Origin of the sequence: Salinicola endophyticus (genome assembly GCF_040536835.1) — a bacterium.
Classification (GTDB): domain Bacteria; phylum Pseudomonadota; class Gammaproteobacteria; order Pseudomonadales; family Halomonadaceae; genus Salinicola; species Salinicola endophyticus_A.
In genome coordinates, this window is sequence record NZ_CP159578.1 from 953,453 (window position 1) to 976,314 (window position 22,862).

General features: G+C 67.3%; 21 protein-coding genes. 13 read left to right on the forward strand and 8 right to left on the reverse strand.

Annotation, left to right across the window (positions count from 1 at the left end):
* Positions 1 to 4: 4 nt before the first annotated feature.
* From ABV408_RS04520 to zwf, 3 genes are all read right to left on the reverse strand, one after another.
* Positions 5 to 1,144 (reverse strand): MFS transporter, encoded by a 1,140-nt coding sequence (locus ABV408_RS04520; protein ID WP_353981256.1) that lies wholly within the window; start codon positions 1,142 to 1,144, stop codon positions 5 to 7.
* Between the two features lie 39 nt (positions 1,145 to 1,183).
* On the reverse strand, positions 1,184 to 2,143 hold the full coding sequence (locus ABV408_RS04525) for a Gfo/Idh/MocA family oxidoreductase (protein ID WP_353981257.1): 960 nt from the start codon (positions 2,141 to 2,143) through the stop codon (positions 1,184 to 1,186).
* A gap of 156 nt (positions 2,144 to 2,299) precedes the next feature.
* On the reverse strand, positions 2,300 to 3,898 hold the full coding sequence (gene zwf / locus ABV408_RS04530; protein ID WP_353981258.1) for a glucose-6-phosphate dehydrogenase: 1,599 nt from the start codon (positions 3,896 to 3,898) through the stop codon (positions 2,300 to 2,302).
* 155 nt (positions 3,899 to 4,053) lie between these two features.
* On the opposite strand from zwf, the gene ABV408_RS04535 reads away from it, so the two are divergent.
* The 5 genes from ABV408_RS04535 to ABV408_RS04555 all read left to right on the forward strand — a co-directional run bounded on the left by ABV408_RS04535 (position 4,054) and on the right by ABV408_RS04555 (position 10,375).
* Positions 4,054 to 4,380 carry a YrhK family protein gene (locus ABV408_RS04535; protein WP_353981259.1) on the forward strand — a complete coding sequence of 109 codons (327 nt, stop codon included), beginning with the start codon at positions 4,054 to 4,056 and terminating at the stop codon, positions 4,378 to 4,380.
* Positions 4,381 to 4,527: 147 nt separating this feature from the next.
* Entirely contained in the window at positions 4,528 to 5,919 is a 1,392-nt protein-coding gene (locus tag ABV408_RS04540) for an amidase (RefSeq protein ID WP_353981260.1), read from the forward strand.
* A gap of 266 nt (positions 5,920 to 6,185) precedes the next feature.
* A complete protein-coding gene (locus tag ABV408_RS04545) occupies positions 6,186 to 7,895 on the forward strand; it encodes a thiamine pyrophosphate-dependent enzyme (protein ID WP_353981261.1) in 1,710 nt (569 codons plus the stop codon).
* An 82-nt stretch (positions 7,896 to 7,977) separates the two neighbouring features.
* Positions 7,978 to 8,919 carry a DNA/RNA non-specific endonuclease gene (locus ABV408_RS04550; RefSeq protein WP_353981262.1) on the forward strand — a complete coding sequence of 314 codons (942 nt, stop codon included), beginning with the start codon at positions 7,978 to 7,980 and terminating at the stop codon, positions 8,917 to 8,919.
* 184 nt (positions 8,920 to 9,103) lie between these two features.
* Positions 9,104 to 10,375: a PIG-L family deacetylase gene (locus ABV408_RS04555; protein WP_353981263.1), complete on the forward strand. Its 1,272-nt coding sequence runs from the start codon at positions 9,104 to 9,106 to the stop codon at positions 10,373 to 10,375.
* Positions 10,376 to 10,426: 51 nt separating this feature from the next.
* Here ABV408_RS04555 and ABV408_RS04560 read toward each other — a convergent pair whose 3' ends face one another.
* A complete protein-coding gene (locus ABV408_RS04560; protein WP_353981264.1) occupies positions 10,427 to 11,338 on the reverse strand; it encodes a LysR substrate-binding domain-containing protein in 912 nt (303 codons plus the stop codon).
* 94 nt (positions 11,339 to 11,432) lie between these two features.
* On the opposite strand from ABV408_RS04560, the gene ABV408_RS04565 reads away from it, so the two are divergent.
* The 3 genes from ABV408_RS04565 to ABV408_RS04575 all read left to right on the forward strand — a co-directional run bounded on the left by ABV408_RS04565 (position 11,433) and on the right by ABV408_RS04575 (position 14,283).
* On the forward strand, positions 11,433 to 12,401 hold the full coding sequence (locus tag ABV408_RS04565; protein WP_353981265.1) for a DMT family transporter: 969 nt from the start codon (positions 11,433 to 11,435) through the stop codon (positions 12,399 to 12,401).
* A 90-nt stretch (positions 12,402 to 12,491) separates the two neighbouring features.
* Positions 12,492 to 13,289, forward strand: a complete 798-nt coding sequence (locus ABV408_RS04570) for an MBL fold metallo-hydrolase (protein WP_353981266.1) — start codon at positions 12,492 to 12,494, stop codon at positions 13,287 to 13,289.
* Between the two features lie 88 nt (positions 13,290 to 13,377).
* Positions 13,378 to 14,283 carry an AraC family transcriptional regulator gene (locus ABV408_RS04575; protein ID WP_353981267.1) on the forward strand — a complete coding sequence of 302 codons (906 nt, stop codon included), beginning with the start codon at positions 13,378 to 13,380 and terminating at the stop codon, positions 14,281 to 14,283.
* Here ABV408_RS04575 and ABV408_RS04580 read toward each other — a convergent pair.
* Together ABV408_RS04580 and fucP are read right to left on the reverse strand one after the other, a co-directional pair.
* Positions 14,201 to 14,812, reverse strand: coding sequence for a LysE family translocator (locus ABV408_RS04580; RefSeq protein WP_353981268.1), 612 nt, complete (start codon positions 14,810 to 14,812; stop codon positions 14,201 to 14,203). The genes ABV408_RS04575 and ABV408_RS04580 overlap by 83 nt on opposite strands.
* A gap of 135 nt (positions 14,813 to 14,947) precedes the next feature.
* Positions 14,948 to 16,237 (reverse strand): L-fucose:H+ symporter permease, encoded by a 1,290-nt coding sequence (gene fucP / locus ABV408_RS04585; protein ID WP_353981269.1) that lies wholly within the window; start codon positions 16,235 to 16,237, stop codon positions 14,948 to 14,950.
* 473 nt (positions 16,238 to 16,710) lie between these two features.
* Between fucP and ABV408_RS04590 the strand changes: the two genes are divergently transcribed.
* On the forward strand, positions 16,711 to 17,406 hold the full coding sequence (locus ABV408_RS04590; RefSeq protein WP_353981270.1) for a DUF4396 domain-containing protein: 696 nt from the start codon (positions 16,711 to 16,713) through the stop codon (positions 17,404 to 17,406).
* Between the two features lie 137 nt (positions 17,407 to 17,543).
* A complete protein-coding gene (locus ABV408_RS04595; RefSeq protein ID WP_353981271.1) occupies positions 17,544 to 18,047 on the forward strand; it encodes a cupin domain-containing protein in 504 nt (167 codons plus the stop codon).
* Between the two features lie 15 nt (positions 18,048 to 18,062).
* Here the strand turns inward: ABV408_RS04595 and argC are convergent, their stop codons facing one another.
* Positions 18,063 to 19,007 (reverse strand): N-acetyl-gamma-glutamyl-phosphate reductase, encoded by a 945-nt coding sequence (argC, locus tag ABV408_RS04600; protein ID WP_207031432.1) that lies wholly within the window; start codon positions 19,005 to 19,007, stop codon positions 18,063 to 18,065.
* 304 nt (positions 19,008 to 19,311) lie between these two features.
* Between argC and ABV408_RS04605 the strand changes: the two genes are divergently transcribed.
* The 3 genes from ABV408_RS04605 (at position 19,312) to ABV408_RS04615 (ending at position 21,735) form a co-directional block, all read left to right on the forward strand.
* Positions 19,312 to 20,193, forward strand: a complete 882-nt coding sequence (locus tag ABV408_RS04605; RefSeq protein ID WP_353981273.1) for a 3-keto-5-aminohexanoate cleavage protein — start codon at positions 19,312 to 19,314, stop codon at positions 20,191 to 20,193.
* Positions 20,194 to 20,293: 100 nt separating this feature from the next.
* Positions 20,294 to 21,265, forward strand: a complete 972-nt coding sequence (locus ABV408_RS04610) for an L-carnitine dehydrogenase (protein ID WP_353981274.1) — start codon at positions 20,294 to 20,296, stop codon at positions 21,263 to 21,265.
* Positions 21,265 to 21,735 carry a thioesterase family protein gene (locus tag ABV408_RS04615; protein ID WP_353981275.1) on the forward strand — a complete coding sequence of 157 codons (471 nt, stop codon included), beginning with the start codon at positions 21,265 to 21,267 and terminating at the stop codon, positions 21,733 to 21,735. Before ABV408_RS04610 ends, ABV408_RS04615 begins: the two co-directional genes overlap by 1 nt.
* Here ABV408_RS04615 and ABV408_RS04620 read toward each other — a convergent pair.
* Complete coding sequence (locus ABV408_RS04620) at positions 21,719 to 22,726, reverse strand: GlxA family transcriptional regulator (RefSeq protein WP_353981276.1); 1,008 nt, start codon at positions 22,724 to 22,726, stop codon at positions 21,719 to 21,721. The two genes, ABV408_RS04615 and ABV408_RS04620, sit on opposite strands and share 17 nt — an antisense overlap.
* Positions 22,727 to 22,862: the final 136 nt, after the last annotated feature.

Below are 22,862 nucleotides of genomic sequence, written 5' to 3' on the forward strand. Positions count from 1 at the left end.
GAAGTCAACGGCTTTCGAGCGATGCGGCACTGAACACGATGCACAGCGACAGCACGCCGAGCAGGGCGAAGGCGTAGTGCAGCGTGATCACACTGGCGGCGAACCCGATCAGCGGTGGCCCCAGCAGCATGCCGCCGTAGCCCAGGGTGGCGACGCCGGCGATCGCGGCGCCGGGTGGCAGCTCGGGGTCGTTGGCCGCGCGTGAGAACGCCAGCGGCATCACCAGGGCATAGCCGATGCCCATCAGGAAGAAGCCGACCAGGACGAGATACAGCTCGCCGCAGAGCACTGCCAGAGCCACGCCCAGGGCGGCCGAGAGGCCGGCGAGACGCGTCGCCGTGGTAGTGCCGAGACGCAGGATCAGCCCCGCGCCGATCAGCCGCGTGATCACCATGGCGGTGGAGAAGATGGTGTAGCCCAGGGTGCTCTGGGCCGTGCTGGCTGTGGTGGCATCGAGCAGGAAGAGTGCACTCCAGTCCGCCACGGCGCCTTCGCCGAGGGAGGCGCACAGGGCGACCACGCCGACCCACAGCAGCGCCCCGTGCGGCAGCGGCAGCCGCCGGGGCTTCGCCGCGGGCGGCTGGCGGCGCTCGCCGGGCCAAGGCACGGCGGCGACCACTGCGGTGATCGCGTAGATCAGCCCGCCCGCCAGGAGAAAGTGCCACAGCAGCGGGAGCGCCAGGTGCGTCGCCAAGTAGCCGAGTGCCGCGCCCGTTCCGGCGCCCAGGCTCCATAGGGCATGGAAGGAGGCCATCACCGGCTTGTCGAGGGCGCGCTCGGCCTCGCCGGCCCAGCCGTTCATGGTCACGTCCATGGCGCCCTGAACGCCCCCGAACAGCACCAGTGCCAGGGCGAGAGACCACACCGTGGGCGCCGCGGCGACCAGACCCAGCATCAGGACGCAGGCGATGGCCAGGGTTCGGGTGGTGCGCGCCGCGCCGAAATGATCGGCGGCGCGCCCGGCCAGCGGAAACGAGATCAGCGCGCCGACGCCCAGGCCCAGCAGCAGCAGGCCGAGCCCGGCATCATCGAGACCGTGCAGCTCGGTAACGCGCGGAATGCGCGACGCCCAGGTGCCGAACAGGCCGCCATTGAGAAAGAACATGGCGGCAACGGCGCTCCAGGTGCGAACGGGGCTAGGCATGTAGGATCCTTGGGCTGATGTTATCGATGTCGCAAGCGCTCAGTGCGCGGACGTCGCTACCTCTAGCAGATCCAGAACGACGTGATTGGCACGGGCGGCCTGATCGATGTCGATGCACCCGGACCAGTCTCCGCTGACGAGCCCGTGGAGAAAAGGATCGAGCCCCAGGCCCGCATCGGGCCTCAGCGTGCCAAGCGTCTCGCTGTGGTAGGTGTCTTTGAAGTGCACCTTGAGTTCGTGCCCGCAGGTGCGCAGCGCGCCCAGGCTCCCGAGTAGCTCGATGTCCAGCATGGGCCAGTCGCCCGCCGCCCAACCCGCTTCGATGATCGCCAATCCCTTGGGATGACGTAGCCAGCCCGCGCCGAAATCATCGCCCGGGGTTTCCCCGAGGACGTGACATAGCATCGCTCGCTGCGCTGTCAGCGGTGCGAGCCCCCACCACTGCATCAGATCGACGGCATGTATGGCCAGATCACCGAAACCGCCAAAGCCCGCCAGCTCTGGGTCGACGAGCCAACCGTCGCGGAGCCAGCCGCTACGTGCGCCGTCGTGGCTGAAGCGGACCCTGACGTAGTGGACGTGCCCCAGCTTGCCGCCGACGATCAGCCGTCTCGCGGCGATCAGTGCGGGCTCCATGCGCAGGAAAAAGCCGCTATGGAAGGGGATTCGGGCGGCATGCAGAGCGGTGGTCAGGGCGTTGAGATCCTCACGCTCTGTCGCCAGTGGCTTTTCGATGAATAGCGGCAGATGCCCCGCCAGCCAGTGACGCACGTCGGCGAGATGTCTACCGGTTTCGCCCAGGAGTAAAAGTGCCGCCATTTCCTCAGCCTGCTGCACCGAATCGAGGCGAGCGGTTCCGGTGCTGGCAAGCGCATCGGTGAGGGCTGGTGTATCACTATCAAGGAGGTGGGACAGCCTGACACCCGGGGTGGCCTGAATACGAGCGGCATAGTCGTGCCAGTGAGGATGGCGGCAGCCGATCATGGCGATGGACTTCATGGCGGGTGACCTCGTGCGCAGGAAAGCGTGACGCGAGTGCTGTCCATGCCCCGGCCTTGAGGCATGAACGCGGCACGCAGTCGACGCTGTCGGTTAGGCGTGATCGACGGATAAGACAATGGCGGGTCATCGCGACGAGACGATGCGCGAACGTCGTCAGCCCCGCGGTGCGCTGCGGTTAGCCCCTTCCTTGCCCGGCCTTGGGGCCACGCCGGGGCCGGTGGGGGAGCCGACCTGGTGCCACTGGCGCCCGTCGCGCTCGATCAGCTCGTGTGCGCTCTGCGGGCCATCCTCGCCGGCGGCGTAGTCGCTCAGCTCGGGATTCTCGGCCCAGGCGTCGAGGAACGGCTGCACCGCGCGCCAGCCGTTCTCGATGGTGTCGGCGCGCTGGAACAGCATCTGATCGCCGGTGAGGCAGTCGTAGATCAACGTCTCGTAGCCGGTGACCGCGGGCAGATCGAAGAAGTCCTTGTAGGCGAAGCCCATCTTGACCGTGTCCATCTCGAGCTCCGGCCCGGGGCGCTTGGCCTGGAAATCGAACCACATGCCCTCGTTGGGCTGGATCTGGATGATCAGCCAGTTGGCCGTCATGCGCTCGACATCGGTATCGCGGAACTGAGCATAGGGCGCCGGCTTGAAGCAGATCGCGATCTCGGTGTCGCGGGCGCTCATGCGCTTGCCGGTACGCAGGTAGAAGGGCACACCGATCCAGCGCCAGTTATCGACCATCACCTTCATCGCCACGTAGGTCTCGGTCTGGCTGTCCGGATCGACGTCCTCCTCATCGAGATAGCCGGGTACCTCGGTGTCGCCCAGCCTGCCGGCCGCGTAGCGTCCGCGTGCGGAGTTGGCGGCGGCCTCCTCCGAGGTCCAGGGGCGGATCGCTTCGAGCACCTTCGATTTCTCGTTGCGCAGGGCGTCGGCCCCGAACGCCGCCGGCGGCTCGATGGCGACCATCGCCAGCAGTTGGAACAGATGATTGGGCACCATGTCGCGCATGGCGCCGGTGCGGTCGTAGAAGGCGGCGCGCTTCTCGACGCCGACGGTCTCGGCAGCGGTGATCTGGATATGGTCGATGTAATGGTTGTTCCAGAACGGCTCGAACAGCACGTTGGCGAAGCGCGCGACCAGAATGTTCTGCACCGTCTCCTTGCCCAGGAAGTGATCGATCCGATAGATCTGGCGCTCCTGCATCACCTCCAGTAACTGGGCGTTGAGCGTGCGTGCCGACTCGAGATCGTGGCCGAAGGGCTTCTCCACCACCAGCCGCCGATACTGGCTGTCGCGTTCGTTGAGCAGCCCCGCTTCGCCCAGGCGGGTGGCGATATCGCCGAAAAAGCGCGAGCCCGTGGCGCAGTAGAAGACCGCATTGGCGCTGGTGCCTTCCTCGATCAGCGTGGCGATGTCGGCGTAGATGTCGCTCTGGGTGAAGTCGCCCTGACGGTAGTGCAGGCGGCGGGCGAACGTGGCCCAGGTCTCCGGGTCGAGATCGGCAGCGCGCCCCTCGGCGTGGCTGGCGGCGTCCTTGTCGGCGAGAAACGTATGGAGATGCTCGCGGAAGCTGTCATCGTCGTGCCCGGCGAGATCCACCCCCACGATACGCATGGCGTCGTCGAGCAGACCGTCGCGATCGAGATGGTAGAGCGATGGGATCAGCAGGCGTTTCACCAGGTCACCGCTGGCGCCGAAGATGAACAGCGTGGTGTCGTCGGCGACAGGTATGTCGCCGGATTGGCGCTTTGCGGATGCTGCCATGGAAGTCGTCTCCATTCGGTGCCGGACGCGCCGGCGTTACAATTCACCTACGCTGCTGTCAGCGTCTTGCGCCGGTGTGCTGCCGGCGCCGCTGCCAGGCAAGCATCACGATCCGCCGCCCGACGATAAAACCAAACTGGCCCGAGGAGAGAGAGATGCCGGACGCGCAGACTCCCTATCAGCATAAGAGCAACCCGCAAACTCTGCCGCCACTGACGCTGCATATCGGTCACGAAGAGCTGGTGATCCGCAAGCGCTACGAAGTCGTCAGTATTATCAACGACATTCTGATCGGCATCTGGTTCGTGATCGGCAGTTTTTTCTTCTTCTACGAAGCGTTGACCTACTACGGCACCTGGCTGTTTCTGATCGGCAGCCTCGAGATGCTGATCAGACCGGTGATCCGGCTGCTGCGGCATGTTCATATCCGACGTCTGCGCGAAACGCCGCAGTTGCCGCCGGAAGCCGCGCACGATTTCTGACGGTGGCAGCTATCTGCGCCAATCGCGAATTGCCGGTTGGCTTCTGACTGCTAGCCTGAAGCGTCACAGGATGTCATCGACGCAAGCGGGGAGTTCAGGATGAGCAGCGCGAATCACGATAGCGATTTGGGCAGCGATTTGGGAAATATGGACGCCGGCACCCTCAAGCGGCTGTTCGAGAGCGGCAAGGCCTCGCCGCTGGAGGCGACCCGGGCGGCGCTGGCGCGCATCGAGCGCTTCAACGACGCCGTCAACGCCTATGTACATGTCGATCACGAAGGTGCCGAGGCCGCAGCCAAGGCATCGGCGCGGCGCTGGGGGCAGGGCAGGCCGCTGAGCGCGATCGACGGGATTCCGGTGTCGATGAAGGATCTGGCCGAGGTCGCCGGCATGCCGGCCCGGGAGGGCTCGCTGACCACTTCCACTGCGCTCTGCGAGCACGACTGCCCGCCGGCGCGCATGCTGCGTGAGGCCGGGGCAGTGATCCTGGGCAAGACCAATACGCCGGAGTTCGGCTGGAAGGCGGTGACCGACAACCGGGTCTTCGGCGCTACCTGCAATCCCTGGGATACCCGGCTGACCCCGGGGGGCTCCTCGGGCGGTGCCGCGGCCGCCGCCGCGCTCAATCTGGGTGTGCTGCACCAGGGCGGCGATTCCGGGGGCTCGATCCGCATTCCGGCCGCCTTCACTGGGGTGTTCGGCTTCAAGCCCACCTACGGCTGGACCCCGCAGTGGCCGCCGGCGACCGAGCCGTCGCTGTCGCATATCGGGCCACTGACACGCAGCGTCGAGGATGCGGTAAGCATGCTCAACGTGATCGGCCGCTACGACTATCGCGACCCCTATGCCACCCGCGGTCAGCCCGATGACTGGGGCGCCGAGCTGAGTGGCGATCTGCGCGGTCTGCGTATCGCCTACTCGCCGACGCTGGGCTATGCCGAGGTCGACCCGCAGATCGCCGCCCGGGTGCGCGAAGCGGCGCACAATCTCGAAGCGCTGGGGGCCGAGGTCGAGGAACTCAATCCGGGGTTCGAATCACCGATCGAGATCTTTCAGAAGCTCTGGTTCACCGCCTCGCTGGACTTCTGGAGCCACTGCGACGCGCGCCAGCGCGAACGACTCGACCCGGGGCTGGCGGCCAACGCCCAGCGGGCCGAGCGCTTCAGCGCACTCGATCTGTTCCAGGCGCTGCGCGAGCGCGCCAGCCTCACCCAGTGCCTGGAGCGCTTCAACCAGCGCTACCACCTGCTGATGACGCCCACGGTGCCGATCGCGCCGTTCGCGGTGAATCACGAAGTCCCACCCGGCAGCGACATGCGCGACTGGGAGGAGTGGGCACCGTTCTCCTATCCCTTCAACCTGAGCCAGCAACCGGCGGCCTCGGTACCGTGCGGGTTTACCGAAGCGGGGCTGCCGGTGGGCTTCCAGCTCGCCGGCGGCAAGCATGACGACGCCCGTGTGCTGCGTGCCTGCCACGCCTATCTGCAGGCGCATCCGCCGCGCTTTCCCCGGGTGCCGGACCCGGCGATCCAGGCGTGAGGCGTTGACGTCTCGTGGCGGTACTCCCGAACCCGACGGCTAGCCGTTGTGCGACCAGCGACTACGCTTAGACCGGCAGGCCGGTCCCAGAGAGGGGCCGAGTCGCGCGGGATCCACCATGAGCGCCCCGCGCCGTTTCGTCCTCGATGCTGTTGAATCCGCGAGGCCGTGGCATCCGAGATAAAGATACGTCATCACCCGGTGCGCCGGGTCTTACCCCGCGTCATGGCGAAAAGCCCCGCCGACGTCGTTGAAGGAGCCATTGCATGAGTCAGAACGTCGCTGAAATCATCGTCGAAACCCTGGCCGAGGCCGGTGCCAAGCGCTGCTACGGCGTGGTCGGGGATACCATCAACCACTTCACCGATGCCATCCGCCGCAGCGAGCTGGAGTGGGTGCATGTGCGCCACGAGGAGGTCGGTGGGTTCGCCGCCGGCGGCGAGGCCTACATGACCCGTGAACTGACCCTGTGTGCCGGCACCTGCGGCCCCGGCTCGCTGCACTTCGTCAACGGTCTGTTCGAGGCGCATCGCAGCGGCTCCCCGGTGGTGATGATCGCCTCCCAGGTGGCCACCGGCGACAGTGGTGTCGGCTTTCCCCAGGATGTCGATCCCGCGCCGATCTACGCCCAGTACAGCGTCTTCTGCGAAACCGTGGTCAACCCGGATCAGGCGCGCCGGATGGCGGCGCTGGCGGCGCAGACGGCGCTGGCCAAGAACGGCGTGGCGGTGCTGGTGGTACACGGCGACCTGTTCACCCAGACGCCGAGCCAGGATCTACCCTACCGTGCCCATCGCTTCGATCCGGTGGTCCGCCCCAACGCCGAGGAGCTGGTACCGGCGGTGAAGCGGATCAACGCCGGCGGCAAGATCTCGATCTACGCCGGTTTCGGCTGCGAACACGCGCGTTCCGAGGTGCTGGCGCTGGCGGCCAAGCTCAACGCGCCGGTGGCATGGACATCGCGGGCCAAGGATTTCATCGAGCCGGACAACCCCTTCGAGGTCGGCATGACCGGGGTCTTCGGCCTGGCCGGTGGCTATCACGCGGTGGCCGACTGCGACACCCTGATCCTGCTCGGCTGCAGCTTCGCCTGGACCCAGTTCTATCCGGAGAAGGCGACCATCATCCAGGTCGATATCGACCCGCAGCAGATCGGCAAGCGCCACCCGGTCGATATCGGCCTGGTCGGCAGCGTACGCGATACCTGCGCGGCGCTGGCACAGATCGTCGATGCCCAGAGCGACACCCGCTGGCTGGAAAAATGCCGCGAGCAGTACCACAAGGCGCTGGCCCACGACGAGCCCGAGAGTCAGGACGATGCGCTGATCCACCCCCAGGAACTGACCGTGGCGCTGGATGCCGCCGCTGACGACGACGCCTTCTTCACCGCCGACGGCGGCAGCCCGATGGTGTGGATGCTGCGCCATATCCGCGCCCGCGGCGAGCGTCGCACGCTCTCCAGCCTGGTCCACGGCACCATGGCCAACGCCTACCCCCAGGCGATCGGTATCCAGAAGGCATTCCCCGAGCGCCAGGTGATCGCGATGTGCGGCGACGGCGGCATGACCATGCTGCTGGGCGATCTGCTCACGCTCAAGCAGGAGCGGGTGCCGGTCAAGGTGCTGGTGTTCAACAACGGCTCGCTCGGCTTCGTCGAGATCGAGCAGAAGGTCGAAGGGCTGCTCGACAGCTATACCGAGCTCGATAACCCCGACTTCGGCAAGATGGCGCAGGCGATGGGGCTGTGGGGTGAGCGGGTCGAACAGCGCCACGAACTCGACGGGGCGATCGCCGCGTGGCTGGCCCACGATGGGCCGGCGCTGCTCGACGTCAAGGTCAACCGCATGGAGCTGGTGATGCCGCCCAAGATCGAACCGGGTCAGGTCGCCTCCACCGCGCTCTACTCGGGCAAGGCGGTACTCAACGGGCGCCTGAGCGACGTGGTCGATCTGGTCAAGAACAACTTCTGGAAGTGAGCGAGAAGGCGTGGACGAGCGCGCGGCTGCGGCAGGTGCCGCGGCCGTGCCCCGAGAGCCGAGTCTAAGACGGGAGGCAGCGATGAGCGACGATATCAGACCGAGCCAGCGCGCACGCGGCGGGCTGCGTGACATGCGCGCGCTGGTGGCGTCGCGCCAGGCCGCGAGGGTCTCGACGGCTACGACGGCGGCGCGTGAGGATCTCTCCGACCGCCAGGGATTCGCGCAAGATTTTCTGGATGACTTCACAGTGGCGCTGCCCACGCCGGTGGGCGAGCGCGCCGAGGACGTCACCCCGGTGCCCGGGCGCGATGACGGGCGTCTCGACTACACCCACTTCTCGCTGGTGATGTCACGCTCGCGGCGGCTGGCGATCTTCACCGCGCTCAATCTCGATGGCCGCCGGCTGGTCTCCGTGCCGCGCGAGAACGACGACTGGCGCTTTGATCCGCGCATCGACCCGGCGCTACAGGCGGGCGAAGAACTTTACGCCCGCAACCCGCTAGATCGCGGCCATCTGGTGCGGCGCACCTCGGCCAACTGGGGTGAGCTAGCCGAGCAGGCCAATGCCGACACCTTCCACTTCACCAACTGCACGCCGCAGATGGCGGCGTTCAACCAGCGCACCTGGCTGGGGCTGGAGGACTATCTACTCGAGCACGCCCGCGCCGATCGACAGCGCCTGTGCATCTTCACCGGGCCGGTCTTCCGCGCCAGCGACCGCGACTACCGCGGCGTACGTATCCCCGAAGCCTACTGGAAGGTGATCGCCTTCCGCGGCGAGGATGGCCGCCCCTCGGCCACCGCCTACATGATCGATCAGACCGACGAACTCGACGAGCTGGGGCCCGGCTTCTTTTTCGGCCAGTACCGCACCTATCAGCGCAGCATCGCCCGGATCGAGGCGCTGACCCAGCTCGATTTCGGTGAACTCTCCGACTTCGACGGCTTCTCCGTGGAGGAGCGCGCCACCGGCACCCGGATCGAAGCGGAGATCCGCGGGCCCGAAGATATCCGCGTGTGACGCCAAGAGCGGCACGGCGTCGCTGATAGCGCTTGCCCCCGCGTGTGCTTGCCTTACCATGCCCCGAGCGCGCCGACAGGGCGCGCGATCATCACGTGGGAGGCAGAGGTCGATGCGGCAATCGAGGGTGGGGCAGGCGATTCCGAGTCAGGGGAGTGTGAGTCAGAGCGTGTCGAGTCAGGCAATGACGGGGCCGGGTGCGACGGAGGAGGCCGCGAACGAGCAGCCGATCACGGCCACCGACTGGCAGCATCATGCTGCCACACTGACGCTTCCCGCCGACCCGGCGCAGACCCGGCTGATCGAGATATCGCTGGCACTGGCGCCGCGTTCGCGCTGGCGCCGTGGCCTGCCGAGCGTGACGCTCACGGCCGCGGGGCAGGCGCCGCTCACCTACTCGCTGGAAGCGCGCCGCCGCGATCAGCGCATCGCCTGGCGGCTGCCGCCGTGTACCAACGAGGTGACGCTGAACCTGGCTCTCTCCGGCGCCCGGCTGACCGTAGCGCCGCAGGCAAGCTGCCATGCGCAGCCGGCGATCGAGGGGCCGATCCTGATCGTCGCCCCGCACCCGGATGACGCCGAGATCGCCGCTGGCGGTATCTATACCGATCATGCCGAGTCGGTGCATCTGGTCACGCTCTCCTGCGGCGAGCAGCTCAAAGGGCTCAAGCGTCAGTATCTGAGCGGGCTCGACGACGATCTCGACAGTGCAGTCCGGCGCAAGGCCGAGTGGCGGCGCTGGAACGTGTTCGCCACGCCGCTGCTGTCGGGCATCCCGCCCGAGCGCTCGACCCTGGTCGGGGTGCCCGATGGGGCCGGGTGGGCGCTGGTGCATGATGGCATCGCTCAGCGTCCAGCCATTGCGCTGAGTGAGGCGCGCCGCTTCAATCATCTCGCGCTGCCGCCGATCCGCGGCGAGCGGCTCGAGCGCGACGACGTGGTCGCGGCGCTGCGCCAACTGATCGATACCCTGCAGCCGGTCACACTGCTGGTGACCGATCCCGAGTTCGATCCGCATCCCGATCACCGTGCCGCTTCGCTGGCCCTTGCCTTGGCGCTCGACGGCAGCCGCCACCGGCCGCGCACGGTACTGCTGTATGCCAATCACTACCGCGAGGCCTTTCCTCCCGGCCCGGCATTCCAGCCGGCGTGGATGCCGCCGGCCGAGATCGCCATCGAGCGCCTGTTCACGCCCGCGCCGACACCGCTGGCGTGGCCGCTGTCCACCGAAATGCAAAAGCACAAGGCGCTGCTGCTGGATGCCATGAGCGACCTCTCGCCCCGCGCCGGCTGGCCACAGCGGCGCCGGCGGGCACGGCGGGCTAGCTTCGTGCCCACTTTCGCGCGTGAGCGCGACCCCTACTTCCAGGCCGCGATCCGCTCCACCGAGCTATTCCGCGCGCTGCCCTGCGACGCCTTCGTCGCGGCCTGGTGCGGGCGCAACGACGCCTGCTGATCACTCATGGCCCCGCGCCTGGCGACCCCGTCAAGGCGCGGCGAGTACCGTTCAACCTTCCTGTTGCAGCGCGTCTTCGAGCCAGTCGAGCAGGGCGCGGCTGGCGTGGCGCTGCGTGGATGTCCGGTGCACGTAGACACCGATCGCGTCGGGCTGGAAAAACCGTTCATTGACCGGGGTGACCAGCTCGCCGGCCGCTATCATCCGCTGGGTGGTACGCGCCCAGCCGAGGGCGATGCCGTGTCCGGAGAGCGCTGCCTGCAGCAGCAGGGGATAGCTATCGAAGCGTTTGCCGCCGAGCTCGGCCGGTGGTGCCTCGCCCACGGCCTCGAACCAGTCACGCCACCCCATCCACTCCGCCGGCTCCGCCTGGTGGTGGAGAAGCTCGAACGTCGCCAGTGCCGCCGGGGCGAGCTGGGCCCGTTGCGCGGCAGGGTGGGCCGGGCTGCACACCGGGAGGATCGTATCGCTGGCGGTGAACGCCAGCGTATGGCCGCCGCTGGGGCGGCCATGGGTCTGCAGCGCCACGTCGAACGGGTCGCGCTGTTCGCTCAGGGGGCGGGTGGAGGTGATCAATTTCAGATCGATCTCCGGATGACGCCGATGGAAGTCGGCCAGGCGAGGCATCAGCCAGTAGAACGCCTCGCATAACTGACAGAAAAGAATCACCCGATGACCGCGCTCGCCACCGCGAATCGCGTCGGCGTGCCGGGCGATCTGCCCCAGGCTCTCGCTGAGCGTGTGGGCCAGCTTGCGGCCAGCAGGGGTCAGGAAGACGCCGCGATTGCGGCGCTCGAACAGGGCAACGCCCAGATCCCGCTCGAGCGCGCGAATCTGCCGGCTGATCGCCGCCTGGGTTAGATGGAGCTCCTCGGCCGCGCGGGTGAAGCTCTCCAAGCGGGCGGCGGCCTCGAACGGCAGCAGCGCGGCCAGCGGCGGTAGCGATCGGCTCAAGGCATGCATAATCCAGACTCATGGAAGGTGACGTAAAGATCGCTGTCGGCCGGGGCTGGCGCGGGCGATCCTGCCCGCTCATCCCGCAGATGAGGCCGTTACCATGCAGACCCGACATGAGACGAGTGCGCATAAGGCGGCGCCGCGCGACAGCGTCACTGCCACCATCTCCAACGCCGGCGAGAAAGACAAGCCTGGCCAGGGCGTGGCGCTGATCGTCGGCGCGGTGATGCTGCTGTCACTGGCCGATGCACTGGTCAAATCGCTGGGGCATACGCTATCGCTGTGGCAGTTGCTGGTACTGGCACCGCTGGTGTCGCTGCCCCTACTGAGCGTTGGCTGGTGGCGGCAAGGGCGGACGCTGCCCCGCGAGGCTCGGGTCTGGCGCTGGATCGGGGTGCGCAGCGCACTGCTGCTGGCGATGTGGATCGCCTTCTATGCGGCGCTGCCATGGATTCCGCTGAGCGTGGCGGCGGTCGGCATCTACACTACGCCGCTGTTCATCGCCCTGCTCGCCAGGCTAGGCGGTGAGCCTCTGGGTGGGCGGCAGAACGTGGCGCTGCTGCTCGGCTTCGCTGGCGTGCTGGTCGTGCTGCACCCCGGCGGCGCGCTATTCACTCCGGCGATGCTGCTACCCCTGCTGGCGGCGCTTTGCTATGCGCTGGCCATGGTGACGACCCGGCGCCACTGCCGGGAGGTATCGCCGTGGCTGCTGGCCCTGGGGCTCAACCTGGGGTTCTTGCTCGCGGGGTTTGCCGGCTCGCTCGGTGTCATCGCGCTATCCCCCGAGGGCGATGGTTTCCTGCGGCGGGGCTGGCAGCCGCTCGATCTCTCCCACATAGGGCACATCGGGCTCTATGCGCTGCTGATGGTCGCGGTCAATACGTGGGTTGCCAGGGCCTATCAGGTCGCGCCCTCGGCGCTGGTGGGCATCTTCGACTACGCCTACCTGCCGTTCGCCGCCGGTTGGGGATTCTGGCTCCTCGACGAAGTGCCGGATGCCCGGACCCTGGCCGGCATGGCGGCGATCCTGAGTGCCGGTGGGCTGGCACTGACGCGCCGCACGCGCTGAGGTCGATCCGGGGTGGCGAGGGCTTGACCTCAAGCTATGTTGAGGGAAGAGCATGTCACCATCGCTCATGAAGACGAAGAGGAGGTCGCGATGCATCACCCGGGTTTCTTGTGCGCCACCTGTGGCATTCAGTACCCCGCCAGCGAAACGCCGCCGGCACACTGTGCGATATGTGAGGACGAGCGCCAGTTCGTGCCGGTGGAGGGGCAGCAGTGGACCACGCCGGGGCGCCTGGCGGCGGACCACAGCAATACCTTCCGCTATCTCGCCGAGGGGCTGCTGGCGATCACCACCACACCGCGCTTCGCCATCGGCCAGCGGGCCTTCCTGCTGCGCACGCCGCACGGCAATCTGCTGTGGGACTGCCTCTCGCTGCTCGACGAGGCAACACGGGACATTCTCGATGGGCTCGGTGGGGTCGATGCCATCGTGCTCTCTCACCCGCACTACTTCAGTACCATGGCCGCCTGGGGCGAGACCTTCGACTGCCCGGTCTACGTGCACGCCGCGGATCGTGACTGGGTCACTCTGCCCAGCGCGCGGCTGCACTTCTGGGAAGGGGAGCAGATCGTGCCGCTGCCGGGGTTGGAGGTGCACTGCCTGGGCGGGCACTTCCCCGGCGCCAGCGTGCTGCACTGGCCGGCGCGCCGCCTGCTGCTGAGTGGTGACACCCTGCTGGTGACCCCGGACCGGATGGCCTCGTTCATGTGGTCCTACCCCAACAACGTGCCGCTGGATGCCACCTGTGTCGCGGCCATGGGCGAGCGTCTGGCCCGGCTCGAGTTCGACAGCCTCTACTCGGCTTTCGCCGGACGCGAGATCCTGCTCGACGCCGACCGCGTGGTCGCCGAGTCGGTGCAGCGTCACTGCCGTGCGCTCACACCCTGAGGTGATCGTGTGATCGGTTGGTCGGCCCGGCGGCGAGTCTCGCGGCAGTGTATGCTGGCACCTGACAGCATCTATCGTGGAGATGAGCATGCCTGCCAAGCCGATCCCGGCCGAGCGCGACAGTCGGCGCTTCTGGCGCCATCCGGCGCTCGGCTTCCTCGAGCTGCGCGAGACCCGCGACGGGCGTGAGGTCAGCTATGCCCGCCACAGTCACGACAGCGTCTCGCTGGGGGCGGTCACCGGCGGACGCAGTCTCTACGAATACCAGGTGCCGGGAGAGCACTTCACTACGCGGATGGTGTCGCACGGCGACGTGGTGGCGATGAACCCGGGCGAGGTCCACGCTTGCAACCCGCGTGGCGATGCGCCCTGGTCCTATATCATGTTCTATCTCGATCCGGACTGGCTCGCTGCGCTGCAGCGTCGTCACGCCAACGATCTCGCCGGTGGGTGGCGACCGCTGGCCTGGCATCATTGGCGCGACCCTACGCTGCACGCGGCGCTGGTGACGCTTGCCCGGCGCCTGTTCAGCGCCGCGGCATCCCCCGCCACCCTGGCGGGCGAGTGCGAACGCCTGTTCGGCGCACTGATGGCGCGGGGTGAACTGTTTCGCCGGCAGGCCCCGGCGGACACGCCAGCACTGGCCGAGGTGGCCGCCTATATTCGCGATCACTGTGGCGCGGCGCTGACGCTCGATCATCTGGCCGCGGTGGCCGGGGTCTCGCCGGCGCATCTGGTGCGCCGCTTCAAGCGCAGTTACGGCATCACGCCCCATGCCTATCTGACCGACTGCCGGGTGCGCCAGGGGCAGCGCGCGCTCAAGCGCGGCGAGCCGATCGCCGAGGTGGCGCTGGCGTGTCGATTTGCCGATCAGGCCCACTTCCAGCGCGCTTTCAAGCGGCTGACCGCGATCACGCCGCACCGCTACCGTGCAGTGACATCGTTGCCAGCATCAGTGCACTCACCAGCAGTGCCAGTCCCATACCGCGATTGAGCCAGCGTACTCGCTCAGGGCTCGGCAGCCGTCGACGCAGCCCGGCACCCAGCAGCGCCCAACTACCTACGCTCAGATAGCAGACGCCGAAGAAGATCAGCGCGAAGGGGACGGCCCGCGCCGGGTCACCGGCGGTGTAAGCGGCCATGCCGGCGCCCGAGGCGATCCACGCCTTGGGGTTGAGCCACTGCATCAGCGCACCGCCAACGAAGGAGGGCGAGCGTGCGGCGGTGTTCTGCGTCAGGGCGCCGTCGCTGCGCGCCAGCCGCCACGCCAGATAGAGCAGGAAGGCGACGCCACCCAGGCGGATCGCGTGCATCAGCGCTGCCCATTGGGTCAGCCACTGCAAGCCGGCGCCGATCGACAGCAGCAGCACGCTGAAGCCGCAGGTGGCACCGCTGACATGGCGCAGTGCCGGTATCAGGCCGCGATTGAGCCCCAGATGGAAAGCGACCAGATTGACCGGACCGGGCGACAGCGAGGCGGCCAGGGCGAAGGCCGCCATCGACAAGGCAAGGGAGAGAGACACGCTGGGCACTCCTGAGCGAGGGGGATCGCCGGCAGGCTAACCTGGAGCGTGCGCGTCAGGATTGAACGATCTTGATCTCTCAGCCGGCTGCCCCGACACCCGCGACCCAAGTCGAAGGTGTCGGAGTACGGCGTGTCAGGCGTGCGAGCTCCGGACCGACGAATGCGGTTCTATGACGCGTGAGCCGCGAAAACCGTAGAAGGCGATGAACAGGTAGCAGATCAGCGGCAGCACGAAGGCGTGGTGGATGCCCACGGTGTCGGCGATCGCGCCCTGTGCCACCGGCAAGATGGCGCCGCCGACGATGGCCATGATCAGCAGGCTCGATGCCTTGCTGGTCAACGGGCCGAGCTTGGCGATGCCCAGCGTGAAGATGGTCGGGAACATGATCGAGTTGAACAGACCGATGGCGACGATACTCCACATGGCGGTATGCCCGGAGGCCAGCATGGTGGTCAGCGTGAGCAGTGCCGCCACGATGGCGAACAGGCCCAGCAGCAGGCTGGGGCGTATCTTCTGCATCAAGGCCGACCCGATGAAGCGGCCTACCATCGCGCCACCCCAGTAGTAGGCGACATAGTTGGCGGCATTGCTCTCGCTCATGTTGCCGATATCCGGCAGCGAGATGTAGTTGATCAGAAAGCTGCCGATGGATACCTCGGCACCGACGTAGGCGAAGATGCCGATCACACCGAACAGCACGTGAGGATGGCGTAGTGCCTGGGCGGCGGTGACGTTTTCGGTGGGGCTGTCGTCGCGGGCCTGGTCCTTGAAGTTGGGCAGCTTCCAGAGGTAGATCACGATCGCGAGAATGGCGAGCACCGCCGCCAGCAGCAGGTAGGGGAGCTGCACGCTCTGGGCCTGCTGGACTTTATAGGCGATCCGGTCGGCGCTGGACATCGCGGCCAGCTCGCTGGCGCCCAGCACCGCCGCGCCCAGAATCAGCATGCCGCCGAAGTACGGTGCCAGCGTGGTGCCGAGTGAGTTGAACGCCTGGGCCAGGTTGAGCCGGCTGGAGGCGGAACCTTCCGGGCCCAGCAGGCTGACATAAGGGTTGGCCGCGACCTGCAGCATCGTCACCCCGCTGGCGAGCACGAACAGGGCGCTCAGAAACAGAGGGTAGGAGGGGGCTCTGGCGGCGGGGTAGAACATCACCGCGCCCACGGCGGCGATCAGCAGGCCCAGGCTGATGGCGTTCTTGTAGCCGATCCTGGACAGCACCTTACCCATCGGCAACGACATGATGAAATAGGCGCCGAAGAAGGTGAACTGGATCAGCATGGTCTGGGTGTAGTTGAGCGAGAACACCGCCTTCAGGTGGGGTATCAGAATGTCGTTGAGACAGGTGATGAACCCCCACATGAAGAAGATAGTCGTGACGACGACCAGCGCGCTGCGATAGTTCGGGCGTTGCATGTCGGACATGAGCGGAATCCTGGTGATGACAAGTCCTGAAAGGAGCGTTACCGACTCGACCTCGTCGTGTCAGCGCGGTTGCTGGCGCGAGATGATGCATTAAGCGAGGTGGCTTATAAAGTAGTCGTTCATCATTAGAGTGTTAAGGAACTTGTCGGTATCTATGCGCCGGACCATGGTGGTATTGACGCTTGCCGGAGTGCGTGCTTCCTGTTTTCGTAATCTTTATTCAATATCGGCGTTAATGACGCCAATGCGGGCAAACGAGCGCATTGAATTACGTCATTCAACGTCTTTTTGCGGCCGCTACTTCGAACGGCTTGCGGCGGGAGTCTTGCCGGCGCCGCGCGCGTCGCTCTCTAACCTCTGTGCAGGATGTCGCTTGTGGGCGACGCCGCGCGTTTCTATACCTAGGGCATGTTGGACGTGATGGCTCGGATGGGAATATCCGGCATCGATGAATCGTAAAGGAGGACAATGCCATGCTGACTCTCTGGTCCTGGGGCTTTCTGCTGCTGGGTATCGCCACTGCGCTCGTGATCGCCGTCGATGTCTCGAGGCGCCCACAGCCGATGTCCATCATGAATGTCACCTGGCCGATCACCGGCCTGTACATGCCGCTCGTCGGCTGGTGGGCCTACGCCAAGATGGGGCGTGCGGCGCCGAAGGGGCACGCTGGCCACGATCATCACGCCCATGCGGATCAGCACGGCCACGGGCATCATCACGGCGACAAGCCCAAGTGGCAGAGCGTGTTCGTCTCCGCGACCCACTGTGGCGGCGGCTGCACCCTGGGCGACGTGGTCACCGCGCCGATCGCCACGGCCACCGGCTTTGCCCTGCTCGGCTCGGCGGTGCTGGGGCACTTCGCTCTCGCCTTCGTTGGCGCCTATCTGTTCGGGGTGCTGTTCCAGTATCTGCCGATTCGGGCGATGAGCGATGCCGGTCCGGCACAGGCGCTGAAGGACGCGATCAAGGCCGATACCCTGTCGTTGATCGCTTTCCAGATCGGTATGTACGCGTGGATGTTGATCGCTCTGCACGGCTGGATGGGCGAGCTCGATGCCTTCACCGCGCCGTTCTGGTTCATGATGCAGATCGCCATGCTGATCGGCTTCGCCACCTCCTATCCGGCCAACTGGATACTGATCAATCGCGGGATCAAGCACGGCATGTAAGCCGGCGGCGCGAGCCACACCTCCCCCCCGGTCTGCCGCCCGGGTCTGTCGCTTCCGATCGCGCCGGCTCGGGTCGCCCTTCTCGAGTGCTTAGACGGGGTAACAGCCGAGACACCCGCTAAAAGGAGGAGATAGCGATGAGCGCGCCATCCCCCGATACACGTCGCTTCGATAGCGATCAGGCCCACGGCATGCCCAACTCGGCGCTGCCGCTGCTGATCTATCGGCAAGTGATATCGGCTGCCAGCGCCGAGGCATCCGAGGCGCTGTTCGCGCGTCACGGCTGGGTGCCTGAGTGGCGCTACGGGCTCTATCCCTTCGACCACTTCCACTCCACCGCCCACGAGGCGCTGGGAGTGTTTCGCGGCCAGGCGGTGGCGCGTCTGGGCGGGCCTCAGGGCGAGCGATTCCCCCTGGCGGCGGGGGATGTGCTGATTCTGCCGGCGGGTGTGGCCCACGCCTGCGTGTCGGCGGATGACGATTTCTGCATGGTGGGTGCCTATCCGCCCGGGCAGCGCTGGGCGGTGGAGCGGGGCGATCCGGCGCAGTTCGCCGCGGCCTGCGCGCGCGTCGCGGCGGTACCGCTGCCCCCCGCCGACCCGGTCGGCGGGGAGCTGCTCGCACACTGGCAGCGCGTCTGACGCGCTGCCCTGACGTCAGACGCTGAGACCGACGCTGTCTTCCAGCCCCAGATGCACGTTCATGTTCTGCACCGCCGAGCCGGCGGCACCCTTGCCCAGGTTGTCCAGGCGCGAGACCAGTGTCACCCGCTCGGCGTTGCCGAACACACCCAGGTCGACCCGGTTGGTGTCGTTGCACGCCTGGATATCGAAGGCGCCGCCGTCGAGTGTGGCCTCGTCGGCGAACGGCAGGATGCGTACGAAGGGTTCGTCGGCATAGTGCGCGCGGTAGGCGTCGAGCAGCTGCTCGGGGTCGATGCCGGGCAGGGCGCCGAGCTGTAGCGGCACGCTCACCGATAGCCCCTTGAGGAAGGGGCCGACGATCGGCGAGAACACCGGCGGCGCGGCCAGCCGGCCGTGCAGCTGCATCTCCGGCAGATGCTTGTGGCCCTGCGCCATGGCGTAGGGGCGTGGCGCCTGCAGGCGGCCGTCGTGGTCGGCCTCGTAAGCGGCGATCATCTGTTTGCCGCCGCCACTGTAGCCGGTCAGTGAGAAGGCGGAAAGCGGATAGTCCGGCGGCAGCAGGCCGGCGTCGATCAGCGGCCGCACCAGCAGCACGAAGGCGCTGGCGTGGCAGCCGACGTTGGCGATGCGCTTGCTGGCGCGGATCCGCTCGCGCTGGCCGGGCGCTAGCTCGGGCAGGCCATAGACCCAGTCGTCGGCGGTGCGGAAGGCGGTGCTGGCGTCGATCAGGCAGGTGTCCGGATTCTCGACCATCGCCGCGGCTTCGCGCGAGGCGGCGTCGGGCAGACACAGGAAAGCGACGTCGGCGGCGTTGAGCAGGCGGGCACGTTCGGCCGGGTCCTTGCGCTTGTCGCTATCGATGCGCAGCAGCTCGATGTCGCTGCGCGCCTGGAGATAGTCGAACAGGCGCAGCCCTGTGGTGCCCTCCTGTCCATCGACGTAGACCCTGTGTGCCATGGCGTTTTCCTGTCGTGTTCGAGTCGCGGTGTCAGCCTCCATTGTGCGGTTTTCGCGCCGCCGTGTCATGCCACGTGCGGCGGTGAGGGGCAGGCCGCGGTGAGGGCGCGGGCGCCCGGCGACAGGGTAGGTGGCGAGAGGGGATGCGTGCGTCGTTTGATGTCGATCTGGCGTCGCCTGGTGTCAACTCCGGACGCAGTGTCATCGCCACAATGGGGCTCTTGTAGGGCCGGCCGCCATGGTTGCGCCTTCGAACACACGTCGCCCGGCCATAGCCTGCCGAGCCATGCCAGGGAGAGCCCGCATGAACCGAGACGTCATTCTGACCTGCGCCGTCACCGGCGCCGGCGACACCGCCGGCAAGCACCCGGATCTGCCGATCACCCCGCGCCAGATCGCCGAGAGTGCTCTGGATGCGGCGCGCGCCGGCGCCAGCATCGTTCATCTCCACGTGCGCGACCCGCAGACCGGTGGCGTCAGCCATTCGACCGATCACTTCCGCGAGGTGGTCGAGCGTATCCGCGAATCCGACGTCGATGCGGTGATCAACATCACCGCCGGCGGCGGTGGCGACCTATATCCCGAGATTCGCGATGGCGCCATTCATGGCCGCGCCGGCACCGACCTGCAGACCCCGGCCCAGCGCCATGAACCGGTGGGCGCGCTGCTGCCGGAGCTGTGTACCCTCGACTGCGGCAGCCTCAATTTCGGCGAGATGATCTATCTCAACAGCGCCGACTGGCTGCGCGAGCACGCGCGGCTGATCCAGCAGGCCGGGGTCAAGCCGGAGCTCGAGTGCTTCGATCTGGGCCATGTCTGGTTCGCCCGCCAGCTGATCGAGGAAGGGCTGATCGATGGCGACCCGCTGTTCCAGCTCTGTCTGGGTATCCCGTGGGGCGCCGAGGCCGACCCCGAAACCATGCTGGCGATGCGCAACAAGCTGCCCGCAGGGGCGATCTGGTCCGCCTTCGGCATCGGTCGCCAGCAGTTCCCGATGGCGGCGCAGTCGATGATCATGGGCGGACACATGCGGGTCGGCCTGGAAGACAATCTCTACCTGAGCAAGGGTGTCTTCGCCACCAACGCCCAACTGGTCGAGCGTGCCGCCACCCTCGCCGAGAACCTTGGCGGCAGGGTGCAGACGCCGGCGCAGACCCGCGAGTCGCTGGGACTGCGCAAGCCCTGATTCCGCCCGGACTCTCTCCGTTATGCGTGAACGCGCCTGGGATATCTCCCGAGTGCGCGTTCGCCGTCAATCCTGTTTCGCATCGCCATGGAGTGTCTTGATGAACGCTTCCGAACTTCCCCGCAGCGTTGCCGTGATCGGTACCGGCGTCATCGGCAATGGCTGGATCGCCCGGGCGCTGGCGGCCGGTTGCCGGGTCACCGCTTTCGATCCCGACGCCACGGCGCCCGAGCGCACTCGCGCCTTCGTCGCGCGGGCCTGGCCGGCGCTGGAGCGGCTGGGGCTTGCCGAGGGCGCCGATCCCGCGGCGCTGACCTTCGTCGATTCCCTCGACGCCGCCGTCGAGGGCGCCGAGCTGATCCAGGAGAATGTGCCCGAGCGGCTGGCGCTCAAGCACGATGTGTTGCGCCAGCTCGACGCCCTGGCCGCGCCGGACGTGGTCATCGGCTCCTCCACCTCCGGGATCAAGCCGAGCGACCTGCAGTCTGCCTGCACCCGCGAGCCCGGCCGCGTAATCGTGGCGCACCCGTTCAATCCGGTCTATCTGCTGCCGCTGGTGGAGCTGGTGGGGGGCGAGCACACCGCGACCCAGGTGATCGAACGCGCCCAGGGGCAGTACGCCGCGCTGGGCATGCGGCCGCTGGTGGTGCGGCGCGAGATCGAAGGTCACGTCGCCGACCGGCTGATGGAGGCGCTGTGGCGCGAGGCACTGCATCTGGTCAACGACGGCGTTGCCACAACCGAGGAGATCGATGCTGCGGTGGTCTACGGCGCCGGCCTGCGCTGGTCGCTGATGGGCACCTTCCTGACCTTCCATCTCGCCGGCGGCGAGGGCGGCATGCGCCACATGCTGCAGCAGTTCGGCCCGGCGCTGAAACTGCCGTGGACCCGGCTGGAAGCCCCCGAGCTGACCGCAGCACTGATCGATAAAGTGGCCGATGGCTGCGAGCATCAGGCCGCCGGACGCAGCGTCGCCGAGCTGGAGACACGCCGCGATGCGTTTCTCACCGAGCTGCTCGCGCTGACCCAGAAATACTGGCCGGAAGCCGAAGGGCTCGAGGGGCGGATCTGATGGCGGCTCAGGCGGAGACCCTCTACCAGACCCGGGTGGCGGATGCCTGGGTCGACTATAACGGGCATATGAACGACGCCGAGTACGCGCGGGTGTTCTCGCTGGCGGTGGAGGCGCTGATGGATCGTATCGGTCTCGACGCGGCCGGCCGCCGCGAGCATGGCTATACGCTCTATACCCTCGAGACCCACCTCTGTTACTGCCGCGAGGCGCACCGGGGCGAACCGTTGCGGGTGGCGCTGAGCCTGCTCGATAGCGATGCCAAGCGGCTGCACGTGTTCTTCACGCTCCACGACGCCGCGGGCAACACCCTGGCGACCAGCGAGCAGATGCTGATGGGCATCGATGTCGCCAGTGGCCGCCCGGCCGGCTTTCCCGAGGCGGTGGCGGCGGCCATTGCGCTGCTGCCCAGGGCGGGGGACGACTGGCCCAGCGCGGCGGGGCGGCGGATCGCTATCCGCCGCGGCTGAGATGTGGCGCGGCGGTGGCCTCGGGGCTGTCGGGCCGTGGCTGGCGCGCGGCCCGCGGTGGATGCCCGTAGCGCTGACGGTAGGCACGCGCGAAGCTGGAGGCGGAGCCGAAGCCGCAGGCGAGGGCGATGCTGAGGATGTCGCGTTCGGTCTCTTCGAGCAGATGGCGTGCGCGATCCAGGCGCAGGTTCAGATAGTAGTCGCGCGGGCGCTGGCCCAGCTCGGCGTCGAACAGGCGCTGTAGCTGGCGCGGCGAGAGCCCGATCCGCGCGGCCAGGGCGGCGATCGCCAGCGGCTGTTCGAGATGGCGCTCCATCAGCGCCACGGCATCCACCAGCGGGCGGCAGTGGGTGCCCAGGCGGCGGGCCAGGGGCAGCCGCTGGGCCTCCTCCCGCGGGCGCAGACGCGCATGGATCAACTGCTCGGCGGTATCGTCGGCGAGCGCCTGCCCGTGGTCGCGGGCGATCAGCTCCAGCGCCAGGTCCATGGCGGCGGCGCCGCCGGCGCAGGTGAAGCAGCGGGCGTCGAGTTCGTAGAGCGACTCGACCGCTTCCAGGGCGGGGAAGCGCTCGCGGAAGGCGGGCAGACTCTCCCAGTGCAGTGTCACCCGATGGCCGCCGAGCAGTCCCATCTCGGCGAGCAGCACGGGACCGGTGTCGATACCGCCGAGCAGCACGCCTTCTCCGGCGCGGCGATGCAGCCACTGGGAGAAGCGCCGTGACAGGCCGCGATCGGGTTCGAAGCCGGCGCATACCGCGACCCGCGACAGGCTCGGCGCGCTGTTCAGGTCGCAGTCCGCGAGCAGGGTCATGTCGTTGCTGGCGGTGACCGGCCCACCGTCCTCGCTGATCAGGACCCAGCGGTAGAGGGCGCGACCGGCGAGACGATTGGCGATACGCAGCGGCTCCACGGCGGAGAAGAACGCCAGCATCGAGAAGCGGGGAATCAGCACGAATCCCAGCGTGATGGGCGGTGCCAGGCTGTTCTCCATGGGTATGTCTCCACAGCCATGTCTCTAAGGACATGAGGGGTGCCTAGCCAGGCGTGACGGCGCGAACGCGAACCGAGAGAACTTGCCTGAAGTTAGGGCCGAGCGTGGCGTTTCCGGGTAAAAAGGGTGTGTGCGT

What these genes read in the sequence shown, in the direction of transcription:
- ABV408_RS04520 (WP_353981256.1), bottom strand. Translation starts at nt 1,144, where the DNA reads ATGCCTAGCCCCGTTCGCACCTGGAGCGCCGTTGCCGCCATGTTCTTT.
- ABV408_RS04525 (WP_353981257.1), bottom strand. Translation starts at nt 2,143, where the DNA reads ATGAAGTCCATCGCCATGATCGGCTGCCGCCATCCTCACTGGCACGAC.
- zwf (WP_353981258.1), bottom strand. Translation starts at nt 3,898, where the DNA reads ATGGCAGCATCCGCAAAGCGCCAATCCGGCGACATACCTGTCGCCGAC.
- ABV408_RS04535 (WP_353981259.1), top strand. Translation starts at nt 4,054, where the DNA reads ATGCCGGACGCGCAGACTCCCTATCAGCATAAGAGCAACCCGCAAACT.
- ABV408_RS04540 (WP_353981260.1), top strand. Translation starts at nt 4,528, where the DNA reads ATGGACGCCGGCACCCTCAAGCGGCTGTTCGAGAGCGGCAAGGCCTCG.
- ABV408_RS04545 (WP_353981261.1), top strand. Translation starts at nt 6,186, where the DNA reads ATGAGTCAGAACGTCGCTGAAATCATCGTCGAAACCCTGGCCGAGGCC.
- ABV408_RS04550 (WP_353981262.1), top strand. Translation starts at nt 7,978, where the DNA reads ATGAGCGACGATATCAGACCGAGCCAGCGCGCACGCGGCGGGCTGCGT.
- ABV408_RS04555 (WP_353981263.1), top strand. Translation starts at nt 9,104, where the DNA reads ATGACGGGGCCGGGTGCGACGGAGGAGGCCGCGAACGAGCAGCCGATC.
- ABV408_RS04560 (WP_353981264.1), bottom strand. Translation starts at nt 11,338, where the DNA reads ATGCATGCCTTGAGCCGATCGCTACCGCCGCTGGCCGCGCTGCTGCCG.
- ABV408_RS04565 (WP_353981265.1), top strand. Translation starts at nt 11,433, where the DNA reads ATGCAGACCCGACATGAGACGAGTGCGCATAAGGCGGCGCCGCGCGAC.
- ABV408_RS04570 (WP_353981266.1), top strand. Translation starts at nt 12,492, where the DNA reads ATGCATCACCCGGGTTTCTTGTGCGCCACCTGTGGCATTCAGTACCCC.
- ABV408_RS04575 (WP_353981267.1), top strand. Translation starts at nt 13,378, where the DNA reads ATGCCTGCCAAGCCGATCCCGGCCGAGCGCGACAGTCGGCGCTTCTGG.
- fucP (WP_353981269.1), bottom strand. Translation starts at nt 16,237, where the DNA reads ATGTCCGACATGCAACGCCCGAACTATCGCAGCGCGCTGGTCGTCGTC.
- ABV408_RS04590 (WP_353981270.1), top strand. Translation starts at nt 16,711, where the DNA reads ATGCTGACTCTCTGGTCCTGGGGCTTTCTGCTGCTGGGTATCGCCACT.
- ABV408_RS04595 (WP_353981271.1), top strand. Translation starts at nt 17,544, where the DNA reads ATGAGCGCGCCATCCCCCGATACACGTCGCTTCGATAGCGATCAGGCC.
- argC (WP_207031432.1), bottom strand. Translation starts at nt 19,007, where the DNA reads ATGGCACACAGGGTCTACGTCGATGGACAGGAGGGCACCACAGGGCTG.
- ABV408_RS04605 (WP_353981273.1), top strand. Translation starts at nt 19,312, where the DNA reads ATGAACCGAGACGTCATTCTGACCTGCGCCGTCACCGGCGCCGGCGAC.
- ABV408_RS04610 (WP_353981274.1), top strand. Translation starts at nt 20,294, where the DNA reads ATGAACGCTTCCGAACTTCCCCGCAGCGTTGCCGTGATCGGTACCGGC.
- ABV408_RS04615 (WP_353981275.1), top strand. Translation starts at nt 21,265, where the DNA reads ATGGCGGCTCAGGCGGAGACCCTCTACCAGACCCGGGTGGCGGATGCC.
- ABV408_RS04620 (WP_353981276.1), bottom strand. Translation starts at nt 22,726, where the DNA reads ATGGAGAACAGCCTGGCACCGCCCATCACGCTGGGATTCGTGCTGATT.